Below are 19,500 nucleotides of genomic sequence, written 5' to 3'. Positions count from 1 at the left end.
AAAAGAAAAGGCTGTCCCAGTTTGGAACAGCCTAACAGCATTATAAGGATGATTGACTTAAAATTCTTAGCTATTAATTGCAATAATATTGTTTAATTCCAGCCGCCTCCCAAAGCGTGGTAAATATCTACCACGGCATTAAGCTGTTGTTTTTTGGTTTCAATAAGCTCCAGTTTCGATTGCAGGGCATCGCGTTGCGTCATCAATACCTCAAAATAATCGGCCCGTGCTGCTTTAAACAAATCGTTAGAAATATCGATTGATTGGGTAAGTGCGGTTACCTGTTTCGATTTCAGATCGTAACTTTTTTGCAGATTGCTGATTTTTGACAACTGGTTGGCCACTTCGATATAACCGTTTAAAATGGTTTTTTCGTAATCAAATACCGCCTGTAATTGTTTCGCATTTGCCGTTGAATATTCCGCTTTAATGGCATTTCTGTTAATCAACGGTCCGGCTAAATCACCTGCCAACGAATAAATCAACGATTCGGGGGTGCGCAGCAAGTAAGATGGATTAAAAGCCTGGTAACCAATGGCAGCAGATATACCCAACGAGGGGTAAAACTGTGCTTTGGCCACTTTTACATCTAGCTTAGCGGCTTCAAGCTCAAATTCTGCCTTTTTAATATCAGGACGGTTGGCTAAAAGCTGTGCCGGCAAACCTGCCTGTACGGTTGGCGGAACCAGATCGGTAAAACTAGATTTATCTCTAATAATGGTTTGCGGATAACGCCCCAACAAGAAATTAATTTTATTTTCTGTTTCAGTAATGTTCTGTTGAATATCAAATTCCAAACTTTTAGAGCTCAATACTTCAGCCTCAAATTTACGTACGGCAAGTTCGTTAACCCGAGTGGCCTGTTTCTGTATTTTCATCAGCTCCAGCGCATTGCTTTGCAGCTCAATATTTTTTTTCACCGTTTCCAGCTGATTATCAGCCGCTAACAACTCATAATAAGAATTAGCAACTTCTGCAATTAAATTGGTAACCACAAAATTCTTGCCCTCAACCGTTGATAGGTAATGGTTAACAGCCGCTTTTTTCGAATTGCGCAGTTTATGCCAGATATCGGCCTCCCAATTGGCCTGCAAACCAAACCTATAATCGGGCAGTACTTCGGGCACTTCTTTACCTGGTGTAATTTCGGTCGAAGCATCTCCGGCACCTGAGCTGGTATAACGGCCTACTTTATCCAATCCGGCACCAACGCCATAACTTACGCTGGGCAGAAGCTCGCCTTTTTTGGCTTTGATTTCATTTTTCGCAATTTCAATATCCTGTAGCGTAATGTTCAGCTCCTGGTTATTTTTCAAAGCAGTATCAATCAGGTTGACCAGATTTTGATCGGTAAAAAACTTACGCCATTGTATGCTGGCAGTGCTTACCGTATCCTGCGTACCGGTAAATGCCGCAGGTACGTTTTTATTTTCGGTGCGTTGGGCCACTTCTGGCAATTTGCATGCTGTATATGCGGCGCATAACATCACTAACCCAAGGCCTTTATAAATATTTTGTTTAAACATTATCTTCTATTTCTTCAGTTAATGGATGTTCTTCTTCAATTTTGATCAGCTTGTGTTTGGCGGCAATCGTACCGAATACATAATACAATCCAGGGATAATAACCACCCCGAAAATAGTACCGAAAAGCATACCGCCTGCAGCAGCCGAACCAATGGTACGGTTACCGATCCTTCCTGGCCCCGTAGCAATCATTAACGGAATTAAACCTGCAATAAAGGCAAAAGAGGTCATCAAAATCGGACGGAAACGTACACTGGCACCTTCCATTGCAGCTTTAAGTACTGATGCCCCCTGACTATGGCGCTGCGCGGCAAATTCGACAATCAGTACGGCATTTTTACCCAGTAAGCCGATCAACATCACCATAGCAACCTGTGCATAAATGTTGTTTTCAAGGCCTAATAGTTTTAAGAATAAAAAGGCTCCAAAAATACCCGCTGGTAAAGAAAGGATTACCGAAAGCGGCAAAATAAAACTCTCGTACTGTGCGGCAAGAACCAAATAAACAAAGCCCAAACAGATTAAAAAGATATAAATGGCTTCATTACCTCTTGATACCTCATCTTTAGAAATACCGGCCCAATCGATGCCAAATCCCCTTGGAAGCGTTTTCTTGGCCACCTCGGTAATGGCCTTAATGGCTTCGCCCGAACTGTAACCCGGAGCCGATTGACCACTGATTTCAGAAGCATTGTACATGTTATGGCGGGTAATTTCCGATAGTCCATACACCTTACGCATTTTAATAAAGGCCGAGAAAGGTACCATTTCATCACGGTCGTTCTTTACCGAAAGTTTTAAAATATCTTCTGGTAAAGCCCTGTACTGCGGTAATGCTTGTACAATTACTTTGTATTGGCGGTCGTATTTAATAAAGCTGGTTTCGTAATTACTACCTACAAAAGTGGATAGTGTATTCATCGCATTATCAATACTTACCCCTTTCTGCTGCGCAATATCGTTATCAACATCCAACATATACTGCGGAAAACTGGCACTGTAAAAAGTAAATACTGATGAAAGTTCTTTACGTTTGTTCAATTCACGCACAAAATCATTGGCAACAGTTTCCATTTTTTTATAGTCGCCACTACCACCCTTATCCAATAAACGGAGTTCAAAACCTCCAGCCGCACCGTAGCCGGGAACAGCCGGTGGTTGGAAAAACTCGATGGTTGCACCTGGAATGGATTTCGATTTTTCTTCCAGTTCTTCGATAATTTCTACTGCCGATTGTTTACGCTCGCTCCAGTCTTTCAGGTTAATTAAACAGGTACCCGAGTTCGATCCTGTACCTTCGGTAAGGATTTCGTAACCGGCCAATGATGAAACCGATTTAACACCATCAATTTCCTCGCACATTTTCTGCAGTTTTTCTGCAATCTGATCGGTACGCTCCAAAGTAGATCCAGGAGGGGTTTGAATAATGGCATAAACCATTCCCTGATCTTCGTTCGGAATAAAACCTGATGGCACACTTCCACTTAATCCCCAAACACCCAAACAAAACGCAACCAAAATACCAAAGGTTAATATCCTACGGCTTACCACCCTGCTCAATACCAGTTCATATTTGCCCGAAAGCTTATTGAAACCGCTATTAAAACCATCTAAAAGTTTATCAATAATGGTTTTCTTTTTTGTTGAACCATGGTGGTTTTTAAGCATAATGGCACACAAGGCAGGCGTAAGCGTTAAGGCCACAATACCCGAAAGTATAATTGCCGTGGCCATGGTAATGGAAAACTGCCTGTAAAAAATACCTACAGGTCCCGACATAAAAGCAACCGGAATAAATACGGATGCCATTAGGAAAGTAATGGCGATAATTGCGCCGCCGATTTCTTTCATAGCCTGCTGAGTAGCTTTCAGCACCGAAAGTTTCCGGTTATGCTCCATCTTGGCATGCACGGCTTCAATTACTACAATGGCATCATCTACCACCACACCAATGGCCAGTACCAAGGCAAACAACGTAATTAAGTTAAGTGTAATGCCAAAAAACTGCATAAACACAAAGGTTCCGATCAGGGATACCGGTACAGCAATGGCCGGAATTAAGGTTGAACGCCAATCGCCAAGGAACAAGAATACAACCAAACCTACCAATATAAAGGCTTCGACAAGGGTGTGTATTACCTTTTCGATAGAGGCATCCAGGAATTTAGAAACGTCGTAGCTGATTTCATAATCCAATCCCTTAGGGAAAGAACTCGATTTAATCTCGGCCATTTTCGCCTTTACATCTTTAATTACCTGGCTTGCATTACTACCATACGATTGTTTTAAAACGATAGCAGCCGAGGCCTTTCCGTTTAATGTTGAGTATAAATTGTAAGCAGCAGCACTAAAATCTACATCGGCTACATCTTTTAAGCGAAGTAACTCGCCATTGGCACTTGCCCTCAGCACAATATTTTCGTAACCTTCTTTTGTGCTAAAACGTCCTGAATATTTCAATACGTATTCAAAAGCCTGCGAGCGTTTACCTGAACTCTCACCTGTTTTACCCGGCGAGGCTTCTAAACTTTGCTCATCGAGCGCTTTCATTACTTCATCTACTGAGATTTTATACGCCTGCATGCGGTCGGGTTTTAGCCATATACGCATCGCATAATCCCTATCGCCCAAAATATCTGCAAAACCTACACCATCAACCCTTTTCAGCTCCGAAAGCAGGTTGATATCGGCATAATTGTACAGGAAATTTTGGTTCATTTTAGGATCTTTACTATACAGGTTAATGTACATCAACATGTTAGATTCCTCACGGGTAATTTTAACCCCTTCGCGAACCACCAAAGGCGGAAGCTTATTGGTAACAGCTGCTACACGGTTTTGTACGTTAAGCGAAGCCTGATTGGGATCGGTACCTAAGTTAAATACCACCTGAATGGAGGCCTCACCATCGTTACCTGCATCCGAAGCAATATATTTCATGCCCGGTACACCGTTAAGTGCCCGCTCGAGCGGAATTACAACCGATTTAATCAAGAGTTCGTTGTTCGCCCCTGGGTATTCGGCCGTAATGTTTACCTTGGGAGGCGAAATGGAAGGAAACTGTGTTACCGGGAGATAGCTGATGGCCAGCACCCCTAAAAACACAATAATAAGTGATATAACGATAGAAAGGACGGGCCTTTGTATGAATTTACTAAACATAAAATAAGTATAGAGGGGTTTAGATTATTCTGTTTTTAATCTCAATTGTTTGATCACTTCTTGAGGCTGCTGAAATTTGAAGGCAATTTTGTCGTCGTCTTTCACCTTTTGTACACCTTCCAGCAATATCTTATCTTCAGCACCTATCCCGTCGCCGATGATGTACAGATCGGGTACCTCGCCCGCAATGGTAATTGCCCTAGAGTGTACTTTGTTGTTTTTATCGATTACGAAAACATAGGTTTTATCCTGAATATCGTAGGTTGCTTTTTGTGGGATAACCAGAGCGTTTTTTAAAGGAACAATCATCTGTATTTTTCCTGTTTCGCCATTTCTCAGTAAGTTATCCGAGTTATTAAACCTTGCCCTAAAAGCAATATTTCCGGTTTCATTATCAAACTCACTTTCGATTACCTCTACTTTACCTTTCGATTTTAGCAGCTCATTATTGGCCAGTAGCAAACTTACCTCCTGCTGCCCTTTAGCTTTTGCAGCGCTTTGGTAGTTTAGATATTCAGGTTCTGATACATTGAAGTAGGCAAAAACCTGGCTGTTATCGGATAAGCTGGTCAATAATGCACCCTCATCTACCAAACTCCCCAATTTTAAAGGAATACGGTCGATGGTACCATCAAACGGCGCCCTGATTTCGGTATTCGATAAGTGGAACTTAGCCAATGAAGTTTCTGCATTTGCCGATTGCAGTTTAGCCTTGGCCAAAGCCAGTTCATTTTTTGAAACGATATTTTTATCAGACAGTAATTTGGTGTTTTCCAGTTCAATCTGTGCCGACTTGGTTTCTGCCTGTGCTTTTAACAGTTCAGACTGTGCCGCTTTAGGCATAATCCTAAACAAAAGCTGACCTGCTTTTACATGCTGGCCTTCATCTACATAAATATTTTGGAGGTAGCCCTTTTCTTGGGCCCTGACTTCGATATTCCGGACAGATTTAATCTGCGAAACATATTCTTTGGTAAACGAAGTGTCCATTCTTACCGGCGAGGTTACCGCATAAGTGACTACTTCTTCTTTTTCTTCTTTTTTCGAGGTACAACCCGTTACGTAAAGCAAAGCACACAAGCCTAGGCATATGACATTTCTCTTCATCATTTTTTCTTGAATGGTTTTAATCTGATTTATTTTTTTCATTAGTTTTCCTTGCCAAACCAATTTTATAATCGCAGTACCACGAATGGACAGGATATTGGACCGATAAATTTGGGTTACGCAATGATTTAATTCGATAGCGAAATAAATACAGATTTATGAAGTTATAATGAAGTTGAAATTCAGGTATGAATCAAGAAAATGATGTTTTAGCGGATTAAAAACCCATTTTAAAGCAAACAACGGATCATTTCGTCCTACTTTTGACTAGGATTACCAATTAACAAGCCAAATTATATGAAGAAAAATGAATTTCAGCATCAAAAACTGGAATTTATTGAATACTGATATTTTTGAAGATAATGATTAATTTAAATTTGTTGACTGTAATTTAACAAATGCTTAATGCTTTTAACGGCCATTTTGAGTGGATCGGCATTGATTCTTTATAACCACAGATGTACACAGATCAACACAGATGCGTGTATCAGCCTTAGCGGAGAAGTTTTTTTCGCCTCGGAAATTCGGAAAGTGCGGATTGTTGTGTACGTTTCTATGTTCCTTAATAGAAAAACAATTATCCAAATCTATCATCTGAGCACAGCGATGAAGCTTTTATCACAAATTTAATTCGCAGGGTGCAAAACCTCAAAGATCTTTCTTCTCTCAGGATGACAGTACAAAGTTGCTCTTGTAAATCTAACTTAACTTCATAACGGTAAATCAGGGAATCTTCTGACCATTAAGGCATTTGTTCCAATTTTGATTGGAATATTGGATAAAAAAAATAGCTTGATAAATATTAGTCAATTGTTTACGGACGGAAAAAGCAGTTAGCCATTGATAAAATCCAGCTAAAATTCTTCTCAATATTAAAATTATGTTAGGTTTGTAAAAATAACTATAAAAAAGATAGATTATGTATAGTAAAACTTTGCCGTTTTATTTTTCTGCCTTTGGGTGCCTATCGCCGATGCGGATATACTGTTGCTGCCCATTAAATTGTTAATTACAAATCTAATTACCTCCTTAATTTTTAAATCTTTACCATGGTTATCCGCTACCTATTATTTCTGCTACTTGTTTCTGCACAGGCATTTGCACAAACAAAAGACCCCTCACCACTAAATTTCCCAACGCCTAAAAACGTAGAGCATATGTTGTTTTACCTGCAGCGCGACCCTAATACCAATACACTTATTTATGCCCTTAACTTCAAAGATAATGGAAGCATTGATTCTGATAACCCCATCCGCCCCTACTGGATCCGCTATGCTGAAAAAGGACAGCAAAAAGACCTTGGCTACATTCAGCGGAAATTTGCCTATGGCATAGATACCAAAGCTCTTGGCAAAGATAAATATGAATTCAGATTTGTATCCTATAAAAAACTGCCCTTTTACTTAAATAAATATACAGATAAAACCTACCATGTGTCGGTAACCATAAACAATATCACCATCCGGGTTAGGAGACTTTTCGTTCGGATTGTTGGTGGATCTTTCTGGCTGCCCAATGTTAAATATGCCGAAATTGAGGGCGTAGAAGAATCAACAGGTAAGGCAGTTACCGAAAGAATCAGCGTAAAATAAACCAGTACCAACAAACAGCCCTATTATTTGAGTTCCGGTTTGCAGTACGCCGGCCGCTATTTTAAAATCCTAAACTTATATTGGAAAATTAATGTTCAGTAGCATTTCGGGAACAATAGCCCCGTTATCCGCTTTAGTCCCGATATAAATCGGGAGCTGCCGCTTCTACCGGGTTTAAACAAAATGGCCTGTACATCAATAGCAAATTGCCTACAAACCTTTCAAATACATCAGGCAATCATTTAATTGCTTAGAACAAATCCTCATCCCGATCCGATAGCGATCGGGTCCGCCCGAGATGAAAGCATTGCGGATGAGCCATCCGTGTACATCTATCGTTAATCAATCATTCTTCACACAAACGTTTGTGTTGAAGCAAAAAATCCCCAAAAAAGGCCCGCAAATTACTACTAATCAAATAGTTTATCACGAAGTTTGAAAATAAATTAACGTTTCAATCTCCATGAGTACTATGTAAAACTACAAGATTTACCAAATTTGAACTACACACAAAAACACTACTTTTTCTTCAACAGGTAAGTGCCTTTTGGGCAAACGTTTGCGCTAAGATTCTTAATTTTTTATCAATCCTTAGTCTTTAACTTCAATTCAGGTTAGTGCAAATAGCATTCTTTTTACGGCACTAATAATCGAATCGGATTAGCGGCTAAGTATAGCGATATCATAAGCGGCGGTTGAAAATGGGGCTTGGTTAAGCAAAAACCAGCTGTACATGCAGCATGGTAATGAAATGCAAACAATTAATAACAACCCAATACTAACCAAAATCAAAAAATGAAAAAAACAACTTCATTTGTTGCAAGCGTGCTGCTAATGCTAAGCTTGTATTCGTGTAAAAAGACAGAAACCCTAGCGGAAACTGAAACTTCAAAAATTAAAAATGCCATTGCCGTTACCGAAAGCCTGGGCGGTTCATCGTTAAATGTGGGCTTAGGAGGCAATGCCTATACTGCAGGCACAGGAGGCTTAATTAACGATACTGGTTTGCACAATTGGACATCCTCCAGCACCATTACCAGTGTGTGGTTCCGATTGGGGCTTACCGGTAACTTAACTGTTGCGGTAAAAGGTACTGTACCTTCCGGAAGCAGCAATATTAAAGTAACTATTAACGGTACGGTGTTTAACAAAACCATTACCGGCACCACGGCTACTACCACTACAATAGGCACCGTAAATATTACAGCAGCCGGGTATGTGCGGGTAGATATTCAAGGCGTAAGTAAAACGGGCAGTTACTATGGCGATATTTCCGATCTGGTTATCAGCGGACCTGCCGTGGCCTCGAATGTACAATATGCCAATACAGTAGCCGATTATTACTGGTCGAGAAGAGGACCATCGTGCCATTTAAATTACACAGTGCCATCGGGCACGGAATGGTTTTACAGCGAGCTGAATGTACCCAGTGGACAAGACAGGATCGGTTCTTATTTTATGGCCGATGGCTTCAGCGGTGGTTATTTCGGTATGCAGGTTAATTCGGCTACCGAAAGAAGGGTACTGTTTTCAGTTTGGGATCCATCAACCGGAAGTACTACCCTGGTTAGAAAAGGTGCTGATGTAACTTCAAACGGTTTCGGCGGCGAAGGAACCGGTGGACAATCTTATCTGTTGTTTAACTGGGTAGCCGGAACTACCTATAAATTTTTGCTTCAGGGCAAACCTGATGGTGCTGGCGGTTCGGATTACACGGCTTGGTTTTATGCGCCAGAAAATGGTGCATGGAAAGTTTTGGCACAATGGAAACGCCCGAATACTACAGCCTATTTAACTGGTGTATATTCATTTATCGAAAATTTTAGTCCTGATCAAGGCTACCTGCAAAGAAGCTGCAATTACGGCAACCAATGGTACAAAACCAGTAGCGGTAGCTGGACAGAGGTTACAAATGCCAGTTTTAGCTACGATGCCACAGCAGCTGCAGAGCAACGGATGGATTACCAGGGTGGCGTAACCGGCAATAGTTTCTACCTAAAAAATGGTGGTTTCTTTGCTACTTATACGGCATATGGAACCGCCCTAAGCAGAACTGCTACGGGTACCGCACCAAGTGTTAATTTAACAACTTTACCATAACACAAACTAATCCCGGGTGCCGATGGCAATACCCGGGATTATATAAACTGCACAAAAAAAAACACCCTGCATCTTTAAAAACCAACCTAGATGAAAAACAACTATTTAATCTTCATTTTATGCTGCATTCTTTATACGGGCTGCAAAAAAGACCATACTATAAATGCAGCAACTGCCACCACTTCTTTAAAGCCCAAAACGCTGCAAAGCACAAATACAACCACTAATCTTAAACTTAAAGTATTACAGCTGAATGTTTGGCAGGAAGGCACAAAAGTAACCGGAGGTTTTAACGGCATAATAGATGCCATTATACAATCGGGTGCCGATTTAATTACCCTGAGTGAGGTACGCAATTATAACAATAAGGATTTTAGCGCAAGGGTTGTATCGGCACTGCAGGCAAAAAACCTTACTTTTTATTCTTTCAAGGATAACAATGTGGGCATTGTATCCCGTTATCCAATTGCTTCATTTAAGGCTGGTATATATGGTAACGCTTTTGATAAGGCCATTGTAAAACTTAATGTAAATACGGAGGTTGCCGTATATTCGGCCCACTTGGATTACTTGAATTATGCCTGTTATCTGCCCCGCGGTTATGATGGCAACAGTTTTCAAAAAATCAGTCAGCCGGTTACCGATGTAAATGCCATCTTGGCTTCCAACCTGCAATCGACAAGAGACGAAGAAATAGCAGCATTTGTTAACGATGCCAAACTGGAAAGAGACAGTGGCCGGATTGTAATATTGGGCGGTGATTTTAATGAACCATCACATTTAGATTGGGTGAGTGCACAAAAAGACCTATTCGATCATCATGGGACCATTGTACCTTGGCAAAGTAGTGTTACCCTATATGCAAAAGGCTACAAAGATGCTTATCGCGTAAAAAATCCAGATCCTGTACAGGCACCCGGATTTACATGGGCCGCATTCAACACCAGTGCCAGTTTATCTTCGCTTGTTTGGGCGCCCGATGCAGATGAGCGCGACCGGATCGATTACATTTATTATGCCGATAACAGCAATAGGGTAACTGTAGATCAATCTATTGTATTTGGGCCATCGGGCTCTATTGTAAGGGGGCAGGGTTACGAAGATCCAACTTACACTAATCCATTTCTGATTCCGAGCGGAACATGGCCTTCCGATCATAAAGGTTTAATTACCACTTTTTCGATTATAAGCGTTCAACCGGCAATCAGCTTAAATAAAACCACGTATTCAAACGGCGAAACAGTAACCGTAACTTTTGCAAATGGTTCTACGGATACAAAAGCCTGGATAGGTATTTACCAAAATGGAAAAGTACCCGGTAGCGGAAGTTATGCTACCACATGGAAATATACCAATGGTGCTGGCTCAGGAAGTATGGCTTTAACATTACCGGCAAACAGTGCTGCAGGCACTTATTTTGTTGCTTATTTCAAAGATAATGGCTACATAGAAATTGCGCCAAGGGTTTCTTTTAACTATGGTGGCTAAACAACATAAAACGATCAGCAGATTTACTATTTAATAGCCCTCAATTTTTCTATTGAGCGTATGTTAATGGTATTACCAGATTTATCAACGATTTTTTCATCCTTAAAATCAGTCAGCATGCGGCTTACCCTTTCGCTGGCTGTACCTACCATGCGTCAAGATCATTGCGCGAAATACGATCAAAGAAGCTTTGACACTATTGAAATGCAAAATTGCTATTGATATGCAATTGTAATAGAAGCTGATGAACATGGAAGCAGCTGTTAATCGCAAATAAGGGCTTATTTAACGCAACACATTTTCTTTTTTAATCCCCAGCTTTTTCATGCGCGATACCAGCGTTGAGTATGGCAGGTTAAGCAGTTCTGCCGCTCCACCAGGCCCGGCAATTTTACCTTTGCATATTTTAAGCACATTTACAATATGCTCAACTTCATTCTGCTCCATGGTTTTAATGGTTGTACCGGCATTTTCCCTTAATGGGCTTACATCTTCAAAAATCGGCAGCAATACGTTGGTAATTATTTTGCCGGGCGAAAGTAAGATACTCCTTTCTATCAAGTGCTCCAGTTCTCTGATGTTTCCTGGCCAATTGTAATTAATCAGGGTCTGCATGGCCTCGTCTGATATCCTTTCGATATTTTTACCCAGTTTTTGGGCATATTGCGCAATAAAATGTTCAACCAAAATAGGAATATCATCTTTCCTCGTTCTTAACGGTGGAACCGCAATGGGGAAAACATTTAAACGGTAAAAAAGGTCCATCCGAAACTTGCCACTGGCCACTTCTGCCTCCAAGTTCCGGTTTGTAGCGGCTACAATCCTGATATCGATTTTAATCGTACTTTTTCCGCCAACCCTTTCAATTTCCTTCTCTTGCAGCACACGCAACAGTTTTACCTGCAAATCAAGCGGAAGTTCGCCAACTTCATCCAAAAAAACGGTGCCTGTATCGGCGAGTTCAAACTTTCCTATCCGCTTGTCATAAGCTCCCGTAAAGGCACCTTTTTCGTGACCAAAAAGTTCTGATTCTATAAGTGAGGCCGGAAGTGCAGCACAGTTAACCTTAATTAAGGGCCCGTTCTTTCTAAGCGATTGTGCGTGCAGGCTATCTACCAACCGTTCTTTTCCGGTTCCGCTCTCTCCTAAAATCAAAACTGTTGTATCGGTAGGTGCAACTAGTTTTACATGGTTAAATACGGTTTTCAAACCTTCGCTTTTTCCGATAATGCCTTCAAAATCCTGATGTTGTATAAAGGCATCTTTCGCTACGTGCTCACTTCTAAACTTAAGTTTTAGCTTCTGCTCGTGCAGGTAATTGGCAATATCGATGGTCACCAGCACATCTTTTTCTCTGAAAGGCTTAACCAAAAACCCATAGGGCTCTGTTTTTTTAGCTTCAGCCAAAATATCCTTATTTGAATTTGCTGAAAGATAAACGAAAGCAATATTCTTTTCCCTGAGCACTTTGGCCAGATCGATGCCTGTTAACTTCCCTTTCAGAAAGATATCAAGCAGAACCAGATCGGGCTTTTCCCGTTCAACAATTTCGAGTGCTTTAGTTACATAACTGGCTATATCACAAACGTAATAGCCTGCGCGGTGAAGGATCATTTCGAGGTTATTCGCCTCAACAAATTCATCTTCAACTATTAGTATACGTTTCTTCATGTCGGTAAGTCCGGTTAGGGTGTTTAAGGGATGAAATGGGGATTGGTTGCCTAAATCTACGACATTTTTTTCAATCAGCAAATATTACTAATCCGCTCATTATCAAATTATTCTAACGCCATAATCAGCAAGCTGTTATTAAGATTTTCATTTCGATAATTGTTGATATTTCGACAGAAACAGCAAAAAGCACAAAAACATAAAATACTTATTTAAAGCACGTTACAAAATCGGCATATGATTGGAACATTAGGGGCATCCAACAGAAAAAAATAAATTTTATAAACTGAAAATATGGAAATTACATCATTACCAAACCTGTCCATCCCATCGGTTTCTGCTGATGCGGCCTTATCAAAAGAAACCAAAGATTTCTTAAATTCCTTAAACAGTTCGGGCGGTCCAACAATCGAATCGCTTGCCCCCATAGAAGCACGAAAAGTACTTGTGGCCGCGCAGGCTTCTAAAGCAGTTGATTTAACGGGCATCACCGAATCGGAAAAAACAATTTTAGCCGATGGTTATAACATTACTTTAAATATTGTAAAACCAGCAGGGTCTAAAGCGGCGCTACCGGCCTTTATTTTTATCCATGGTGGTGGCTGGGTACTGGGTGATTACCCTACGCACAAACGGATGGTTAGAGATTTGGTAGTACTATCGGGCTGTTGTGGCATTTTTGTTAATTATACACCCGCTCCAGATGCGCAATATCCGCAACAGCCCAACGAAATTTTTGCGGCTACCAAATGGATTGCTGAACATGGGGAAGAAATAGGCATTGATGGCAAACGATTGGCATTGGTAGGGAACAGCGCAGGAGGAAATATGGCCACTGTAACCGCATTAAAATCAAAGCAAAACGGTGGCCCTGAAATTAAACTCCAGATCTTGTTCTGGCCAACTGTAAACAGCGATTTTGAAACCGGTTCTTACAAGCGATATGGGCAGGAAAGGTTTCTTACCACGCCATTAATTAAATGGATGTACGAAAATTATATCCCTGATTACGAACAGCGCAAAGAAATATATGCGGCACCATTGCTGGCCAGCCACAGCGAACTTGCCGGGCTGCCACCTACCTTGATACAGGTGGGCGAAGCTGATATTTTTTACGATGAATGTCTGGCCTATGGCCGTAAGCTTGATGAAGCTGGCGTTAAGGTAACCACCATGGTTTACGCAGGGGCTATACACGATTTTGGTTTATTAAATCCCCTAGCAGATACTGCCCAGTCTAAATCGTTGTTTCTGCATGCCGCTGCCGAACTTTGTGCCTACCTTAAGCCCTAACACTCCAATTAGTTATACAACGATCATAAAACCAACAGCACATGAAATCGATAAAATCAAAAACAGTAGTTTTTGTAACCGGCGCCTTTGTTAGCCATATTGGCTGGGATAAATGGGTGAATTACTTCGAAAGTAAAGGTTACACGGCTATAGCACCACCTTGGCCTTATAAAGATGGTGTTCCGGCCGAAATCAGAAAAAGGCAGCCCGATGCCAAAATTGCTTCGTTAAATTTAACGCAGGTAGTTGATAGTTATGCCAATATCATCAGCAACCTGCCCGAAAAACCAATTATCATTGGCCATTCCCTTGGCGGACTAATCACCCAACTGCTGGTACAGCGTGGCCTGGCTGAAGCCGCTGTAATTTATCATTCTGTGCCACCACAGGGCGTTTTATCATTTAAATGGTCTTTTTTAAGAGGTGTTACTCCCTCGTTGGGCTTATTTTCTTCGGTAGATAAAACTTATTTAATGCCTTTTAAACATTGGCAGTACACTTTTACCAATGGTATGCCTTTGGCCTATCAGCAGGAAATGTACCATAAACTGGTTATACCCGAATCAAAACGGGCTGCCAGGGGTGCCCTATCCAGGCAAGGAAAAGTAGATTTTAAAAAACCACATGTACCACTACTGTTCCTTTCGGGTACTGAAGATCAGATTATACCTGCATCTTTAAACTATACCAATTTCAAGAAATACAACAATAGTTATTCGGTAAAAGAATACAAGGAGTATCCAGACAGGAACCACCTAGGTATGGACCATGTAAATTGGCAAGAAGAAACAGATTATATCATCAATTGGCTCAATAACCATTAAAAACCAAGTGGCTGTATTTTATCGCTATCCTGATTTTATTAATCACACATTGGATCAGCTAAAATACAGCCTCTTAGCCCTCGTTAACGGAAACCACTTTTTCTTTTATAATGCCGAGCTTGGCAATTTTCGAATTTAAGGTAGATACTGGCACGCCAAGCTTTACTGCGGCACCATGAGGACCGAAAACCTTGCCACCGCATTTATGCAGCACATTTAAAATATGCTCACGTTCGTTTTCATCAATGGTTTTGATGTAGCCTTGATCTGTTTTTTTCGCGGTACCACTGCCCGCCTGAAGTGAAAACTGCAGTTCCTTAATTACCGTATTTTTGGATAGCAGCACGCTCCGCTCCATCAAGTGCTCTAGTTCCCTTACATTACCTGGCCAATGATAATCCAATAAATCCTGCAAGGCTTTATTGGCGATTGAGGCTACATTTTTACCGGTTTTCTTTGCAAACTTGGTGATAAAAAAACTGCTCAGATCCCGTATATCTTCTTTTCGGTTCCGTAAAGGTGGTATGGTAATGGGAAAAACATTTAAACGGTAATAAAGGTCGCTCCTAAACCTGCCCTGTGCAATTTCTTTGAGCAGATCGCGGTTGGTAGCCGCAATTATCCTAACATTTACCTTAATCGTACCCTTTCCCCCTAAACGTTCAATTTCGCGTTCCTGCAGTACACGCAACAGCTTTACCTGCAGTTCTAGCGGCATCTCTCCTATCTCATCAAGAAAAAGAGTAGCCCGATCTGCCAGTTCAAACTTGCCGATGCGCCGCTCCAAAGCACCGGTAAAACTTCCCTTTTCATGTCCAAAAAGTTCGCTTTCGATCAGGTTTGCGGGTAAGGCTGCGCAGTTAACCTTAATCATCAGTTTCTCTTTCCTACTGGAATTACTGTGTATTGCACGCGCAACCAGCTCCTTGCCTGTTCCGGTTTCTCCAAGTAAAAGCACAGTGCTATCCGTATTGGAAACCTGCGAGATCATTTGAAATACCTGCTTCATTTCATCACCCGAGCCAATAATTTCGCTGTGGCTGTAGGTGGTTTCAATTTCATTTTGAAGATAGGTTTTCTCTTCCTGAAGCTGCTGCTTGTATTGATTGATCTCTTTCAGTTGATCTGCTATTTTTTCGTTGGCCGAGATGTTGGATAGCGCAATAGAAAGCTGTGCGGTAATCCCACCGAACAAACTGCTATAAAAAACATCAAGGTTATCGCCAACTTCAGGTTCTATCCAAAGTACACCAATTGGTCCGTTGCCAAACCTCAAAGTAATGCCCACCACTGTTTTAATCCCAATGGCATACCAAAAACTAATGTAACCTGGCACATTCTGACGGCTTAGCAGCGATTGGATCTGAAACACAAAGGCCTTATCGGCATCCATTAACACATTAAAAATGCCATCATTAATTTCGAATTTGGTATTTAAGGCTTTGGTAAATTCGGGCATTTTTACATAGCGCGATTCGTGGTTGTACATAAATCCGCCGTGTGTTTTTCCGTTTTCGTGTATAACCGAAATCACATAATCTTTAATGTTGCACATTTTTTTTAAGCGCTCATTTACAATGACATTTAAATCGTGCTTGGTTCTAACGGCAGCCATATCATTGCTGAATGACAAAAGAATGGCCTTTTCCTCATCGCGCTTTTTGATTTCTTCGAGGTAAATAATATTGGATACGGCAATTGCGATCTGATTTACGATACCGCACATTAAACTGATAACAGCTTTACTGAGCACCAATTTCTGTTCGAGGTAAAAACTGATCATCCCAAATTTTTGATGCGCCTGCTCAAGCACTACACAGATTAGCTGATTAATGCCCGCGCCAAAAAGCACTGCAGCCTCCCATCTGGCTGAGGTTTCGGCAACTTCTTCCAGATCGAACACCATTGGTGCGCGCTGTGCGATCATGCCTGCAAGGGGATCGTACTTAACAGAGGGCCTCGAATAGATATACCGCTCATATTCGGGGTGTAATTTTAACCGCGGCCCCGGATCGGTAACAAAGTTTTCGCATACCTTTTCGGGATTATTAAACGTACAAATAGACAGGCCCACAAAACCCAAAAGCGGTTTTATTTTATCATTGATTAACCGGATGAGCTCTTCCTTTCCCTTAATATTGGCAATATCCATACTCACAGATAAAAGTATGTTGCTTTGATGATCGGAAAAAATTGTCATACCTTATTGATTTGATTTGTTGCCAAAGAAAATGAAATCGACCATAATCACACCATGCTCGCCAGTTGTGGTTTCGATGGTGTGTACATATTTAAAACAACGGCTCAGTTCATCAAAACCCTGTGCAACCAGCCTTACCACAACTGTATCACTTAAAAAAACAGCGTTGTTCTGCATACATACAAATCCACAATTTTCAATAAATTCATAATCGAACTGATATCCCCTCGCATGCAGATCGATAACCTGTTTGGTTAAAAGGCTGTTCATGGTGTTAAGTTTTACCATCACCGCTTAAAACATCATGCCAAATATTTAACTAATTAAATATCAACAATTTAAATGATATTGATTTTAACAACTATCGAAATATAGCTAATTGTATCCATATATTTCGTATGCTAGTTGTAATAACGATTAATTTTTTACAATTAACGACATATCGCTAGTATCTCCATCCACAACCAAAACAACACACTGAAATACAGCAGATTACAAAACGGCATAACTATTGAAAAATTCATACAAACTAAATTAAGAAAAATGGAACCCACTAAAGAAGTCCAATTATCTGCAATTGAAATACCTACACAATTTATTGAAGTAGGCCTTACTAAAATTGCATACCGCAGCCTTGGCGAAGGCAAAACCATTTTACTATGCAACCGTTTCAGGGGCATATTGGATACCTGGGACCCCTTGTTTTTAGATAGTCTGGCCAGGAAAAACAGGGTGATTATTTTTGATTATCCGGGCATTGGCCTTTCTACCGGCGAACTTCCTGTTACCAGTTTAGGTGTGGCCACAGCAGTTAAAGAACTGGCGGAAGCACTTGAACTTAAAAAATTCACGCTTGCAGGCTGGTCGTACGGTGGAACAGTTGCCCAAACCTTTGCGGCGCATTTTCCTGAACTGATTTCGCACTTAATTATCATCGGTTCGAACCCGCCGGGAAATAATGCCACGCCACCTGAGCAGGTATTTTTTGACGCCGCCCTTAAACCTGTAAACGATCTTGCTGATGAAACGATCTTGTTTTTTGAGCCTGCATCCAAAGCGAGTGTTAAAGCTGCAAAAAAATCGAATAAAAGGATAGCGGCCCGAAAAACTGATTTAAGTATAATGGTTACGCCCGAAAAGTTTAACAATTACTTTTTGGGAGGCGCTGATTTTAAAGAAGATAGCTATCAATCGAGAGAAAAGCTGGCCAGTTCCAAAATTCCGATACTGATTTTAATGGGCGACCACGATCCAAGTTTCCCTGTAGAAAACTGGTTCCCGATTGTAAAAACCTGGAAAACCGCACAGCTCATTATTCTTCCAAGTTCGGGTCATGGCCCTCAACACGAATTCCCTAAACTAACCACCAGATACATGGCTTCGTTTATAAAATGGAGTTAACATTTTAACCCAGGCTAAATCAATTGGTTTAGCCTGAGGTTTTAATACACTTTATGCTTAATTTCTATAGCCTTACTGCCAAAAATACTCACCTGCTGTTCGGCAATTGTTTCGTGCGGACTGCCCAGTGAAATAGCGCTGATTACATCAAGCTCATCCATAACATCATCCGGCAGTGTAATATTTAAAGCATTGATGTAAGCGTTTAACTGCGACAATGTTCGTGGCCCGGCAATGGTACAGCTTGATAACCCATTTTGCCTATCTTTTTGCCTTAGCCAAGCCAATGCAATATCGGACATTTTTAAATTCAGCGCTTTGCCAAACGCTTCTAAGTGACTTAAAATCTGTTTAATCTGGCTATTGGTTTCTTCTTTTACCAATACTCCGCCCCAGGCCTTTTTCCGCGATTCTTCGGCCAGGTTCTGGTTTCTGTATTTCCCTGTTAAAGTGCCGCCGGCAAGTGGCGACCAATAGGCCACACCAAGCCCTAAGGCTTCGGCCATAGGCAATAATTCGCGGTCGGCAGTACGCTCAAGTAGATTATATTCAATCTGAATGCCCACTACGGGTGCCCAGCGGTAAATATCGGCCATAACAGAAGCTGCCGAAATGCGCCAGGCAGGAAAATTTGAAAATCCGCAATACACAATTTTGCCCGCACTGACCAGATCATCAAAGGCCCGCAAAATTTCTTCCATTGGTGTCTGGTTATCAGAAAAATGTGCCCAGTACAGATCTAACCGATCGGTATTAAGTCTTTTCAGGCTCTTTTCTATAGCGTAAACCATATTTTTTCGGCTATTTCCAGTATTTTGGATATGCGAACCACCTGTAGTGAATTTAGATGCCAAAACAAGTTTTTCCCGGTTCCTCTTCATAAACCTGCCCAACAGTTCTTCCGATTCTCCGTATTGATAGCCATCGGCTGTATCGATAAAGTTCCCACCCATATCTACATAGCGGCTAAATATGCTTTGCGCCTCATCGGCCTGACTTCCATAGCCCCAGCGCATACCGAAATTTCCGGTGCCCAAGGCCATCTCTGAAACACGCAATCCGCACTTTTTTCCAAAAATTTTATTGTTCATTGCTTTTAGAATTAGTTAGACAATAAAGGATATAGCAATAGACA

General features: G+C 41.1%; 14 protein-coding genes. 6 read left to right on the top strand and 8 right to left on the bottom strand.

Annotated elements, in window-relative coordinates:
- Positions 1-92 precede the first annotated feature (92 nt).
- From ACS5PU_RS17345 to ACS5PU_RS17335, 3 genes are read right to left on the bottom strand one after another with little or no spacing between them, the layout of a single operon-like run.
- Positions 93-1,526, bottom strand: coding sequence for a TolC family protein (locus tag ACS5PU_RS17345; RefSeq protein WP_439460419.1), 1,434 nt, complete (start codon positions 1,524-1,526; stop codon positions 93-95).
- Positions 1,519-4,689: an efflux RND transporter permease subunit gene (locus tag ACS5PU_RS17340; protein WP_439460418.1), complete on the bottom strand. Its 3,171-nt coding sequence runs from the start codon at positions 4,687-4,689 to the stop codon at positions 1,519-1,521. Before ACS5PU_RS17340 ends, ACS5PU_RS17345 begins: the two co-directional genes overlap by 8 nt.
- A gap of 24 nt (positions 4,690-4,713) precedes the next feature.
- Positions 4,714-5,838, bottom strand: a complete 1,125-nt coding sequence (locus ACS5PU_RS17335; RefSeq protein WP_439460417.1) for an efflux RND transporter periplasmic adaptor subunit — start codon at positions 5,836-5,838, stop codon at positions 4,714-4,716.
- A 1,007-nt stretch (positions 5,839-6,845) separates the two neighbouring features.
- Between ACS5PU_RS17335 and ACS5PU_RS17330 the strand changes: the two genes are divergently transcribed.
- From ACS5PU_RS17330 to ACS5PU_RS17320, 3 genes are all read left to right on the top strand, one after another.
- The gene (locus ACS5PU_RS17330; RefSeq protein ID WP_439460416.1) at positions 6,846-7,388 is read left to right on the top strand and encodes a DUF4833 domain-containing protein; all 543 of its coding nucleotides are present in this window, start codon (positions 6,846-6,848) and stop codon (positions 7,386-7,388) included.
- Positions 7,389-8,183: 795 nt separating this feature from the next.
- Positions 8,184-9,488, top strand: coding sequence for a DUF3472 domain-containing protein (locus ACS5PU_RS17325; RefSeq protein ID WP_439460415.1), 1,305 nt, complete (start codon positions 8,184-8,186; stop codon positions 9,486-9,488).
- A 90-nt stretch (positions 9,489-9,578) separates the two neighbouring features.
- Positions 9,579-10,976, top strand: a complete 1,398-nt coding sequence (locus ACS5PU_RS17320; RefSeq protein WP_439460414.1) for an endonuclease/exonuclease/phosphatase family protein — start codon at positions 9,579-9,581, stop codon at positions 10,974-10,976.
- A gap of 26 nt (positions 10,977-11,002) precedes the next feature.
- Here the strand turns inward: ACS5PU_RS17320 and ACS5PU_RS17315 are convergent, their stop codons facing one another.
- Positions 11,003-11,095 (bottom strand): hypothetical protein, encoded by a 93-nt coding sequence (locus ACS5PU_RS17315; RefSeq protein WP_439460442.1) that lies wholly within the window; start codon positions 11,093-11,095, stop codon positions 11,003-11,005.
- A 166-nt stretch (positions 11,096-11,261) separates the two neighbouring features.
- The gene (locus tag ACS5PU_RS17310; protein WP_439460413.1) at positions 11,262-12,647 is read right to left on the bottom strand and encodes a sigma-54-dependent transcriptional regulator; all 1,386 of its coding nucleotides are present in this window, start codon (positions 12,645-12,647) and stop codon (positions 11,262-11,264) included.
- 294 nt (positions 12,648-12,941) lie between these two features.
- Here ACS5PU_RS17310 and ACS5PU_RS17305 point away from each other — a divergent pair, with 294 nt between their 5' ends.
- Together ACS5PU_RS17305 and ACS5PU_RS17300 are read left to right on the top strand one after the other, a co-directional pair.
- A complete protein-coding gene (locus tag ACS5PU_RS17305; protein ID WP_439460412.1) occupies positions 12,942-13,940 on the top strand; it encodes an alpha/beta hydrolase in 999 nt (332 codons plus the stop codon).
- A 41-nt stretch (positions 13,941-13,981) separates the two neighbouring features.
- On the top strand, positions 13,982-14,764 hold the full coding sequence (locus ACS5PU_RS17300) for an alpha/beta hydrolase (protein WP_439460411.1): 783 nt from the start codon (positions 13,982-13,984) through the stop codon (positions 14,762-14,764).
- 73 nt (positions 14,765-14,837) lie between these two features.
- On the opposite strand, the gene ACS5PU_RS17295 is transcribed toward ACS5PU_RS17300, so the two are convergent.
- Positions 14,838-16,964 (bottom strand): sigma 54-interacting transcriptional regulator, encoded by a 2,127-nt coding sequence (locus ACS5PU_RS17295; RefSeq protein ID WP_439460410.1) that lies wholly within the window; start codon positions 16,962-16,964, stop codon positions 14,838-14,840.
- Positions 16,965-16,967: 3 nt separating this feature from the next.
- On the bottom strand, positions 16,968-17,234 hold the full coding sequence (locus ACS5PU_RS17290; protein WP_439460409.1) for a hypothetical protein: 267 nt from the start codon (positions 17,232-17,234) through the stop codon (positions 16,968-16,970).
- A 273-nt stretch (positions 17,235-17,507) separates the two neighbouring features.
- Here ACS5PU_RS17290 and ACS5PU_RS17285 point away from each other — a divergent pair, with 273 nt between their 5' ends.
- Positions 17,508-18,365, top strand: a complete 858-nt coding sequence (locus ACS5PU_RS17285; protein WP_439460408.1) for an alpha/beta fold hydrolase — start codon at positions 17,508-17,510, stop codon at positions 18,363-18,365.
- A 41-nt stretch (positions 18,366-18,406) separates the two neighbouring features.
- Here ACS5PU_RS17285 and ACS5PU_RS17280 read toward each other — a convergent pair whose 3' ends face one another.
- A complete protein-coding gene (locus tag ACS5PU_RS17280; RefSeq protein WP_439460407.1) occupies positions 18,407-19,456 on the bottom strand; it encodes an aldo/keto reductase in 1,050 nt (349 codons plus the stop codon).
- Positions 19,457-19,500: the final 44 nt, after the last annotated feature.

Source organism: Pedobacter sp. GSP4, assembly GCF_051857575.1.
GTDB lineage: Bacteria > Bacteroidota > Bacteroidia > Sphingobacteriales > Sphingobacteriaceae > Pedobacter.
The sequence above is the reverse complement of the archived record's forward strand: the minus strand, read 5'-3'. Positions and strand labels throughout refer to the sequence as shown.

Coding starts and splice junctions, on each gene's coding strand:
- ACS5PU_RS17300 (WP_439460411.1), top strand. CDS start 13,982: ATGAAATCGATAAAATCAAAAACAGTAGTTTTTGTAACCGGCGCCTTT.
- ACS5PU_RS17340 (WP_439460418.1), bottom strand. CDS start 4,689: ATGTTTAGTAAATTCATACAAAGGCCCGTCCTTTCTATCGTTATATCA.
- ACS5PU_RS17285 (WP_439460408.1), top strand. CDS start 17,508: ATGGAACCCACTAAAGAAGTCCAATTATCTGCAATTGAAATACCTACA.
- ACS5PU_RS17305 (WP_439460412.1), top strand. CDS start 12,942: ATGGAAATTACATCATTACCAAACCTGTCCATCCCATCGGTTTCTGCT.
- ACS5PU_RS17310 (WP_439460413.1), bottom strand. CDS start 12,647: ATGAAGAAACGTATACTAATAGTTGAAGATGAATTTGTTGAGGCGAAT.
- ACS5PU_RS17290 (WP_439460409.1), bottom strand. CDS start 17,234: ATGAACAGCCTTTTAACCAAACAGGTTATCGATCTGCATGCGAGGGGA.
- ACS5PU_RS17280 (WP_439460407.1), bottom strand. CDS start 19,456: ATGAACAATAAAATTTTTGGAAAAAAGTGCGGATTGCGTGTTTCAGAG.
- ACS5PU_RS17320 (WP_439460414.1), top strand. CDS start 9,579: ATGAAAAACAACTATTTAATCTTCATTTTATGCTGCATTCTTTATACG.
- ACS5PU_RS17295 (WP_439460410.1), bottom strand. CDS start 16,964: ATGACAATTTTTTCCGATCATCAAAGCAACATACTTTTATCTGTGAGT.
- ACS5PU_RS17345 (WP_439460419.1), bottom strand. CDS start 1,526: ATGTTTAAACAAAATATTTATAAAGGCCTTGGGTTAGTGATGTTATGC.
- ACS5PU_RS17335 (WP_439460417.1), bottom strand. CDS start 5,838: ATGAAAAAAATAAATCAGATTAAAACCATTCAAGAAAAAATGATGAAG.
- ACS5PU_RS17315 (WP_439460442.1), bottom strand. CDS start 11,095: ATGCTGACTGATTTTAAGGATGAAAAAATCGTTGATAAATCTGGTAAT.
- ACS5PU_RS17330 (WP_439460416.1), top strand. CDS start 6,846: ATGGTTATCCGCTACCTATTATTTCTGCTACTTGTTTCTGCACAGGCA.
- ACS5PU_RS17325 (WP_439460415.1), top strand. CDS start 8,184: ATGAAAAAAACAACTTCATTTGTTGCAAGCGTGCTGCTAATGCTAAGC.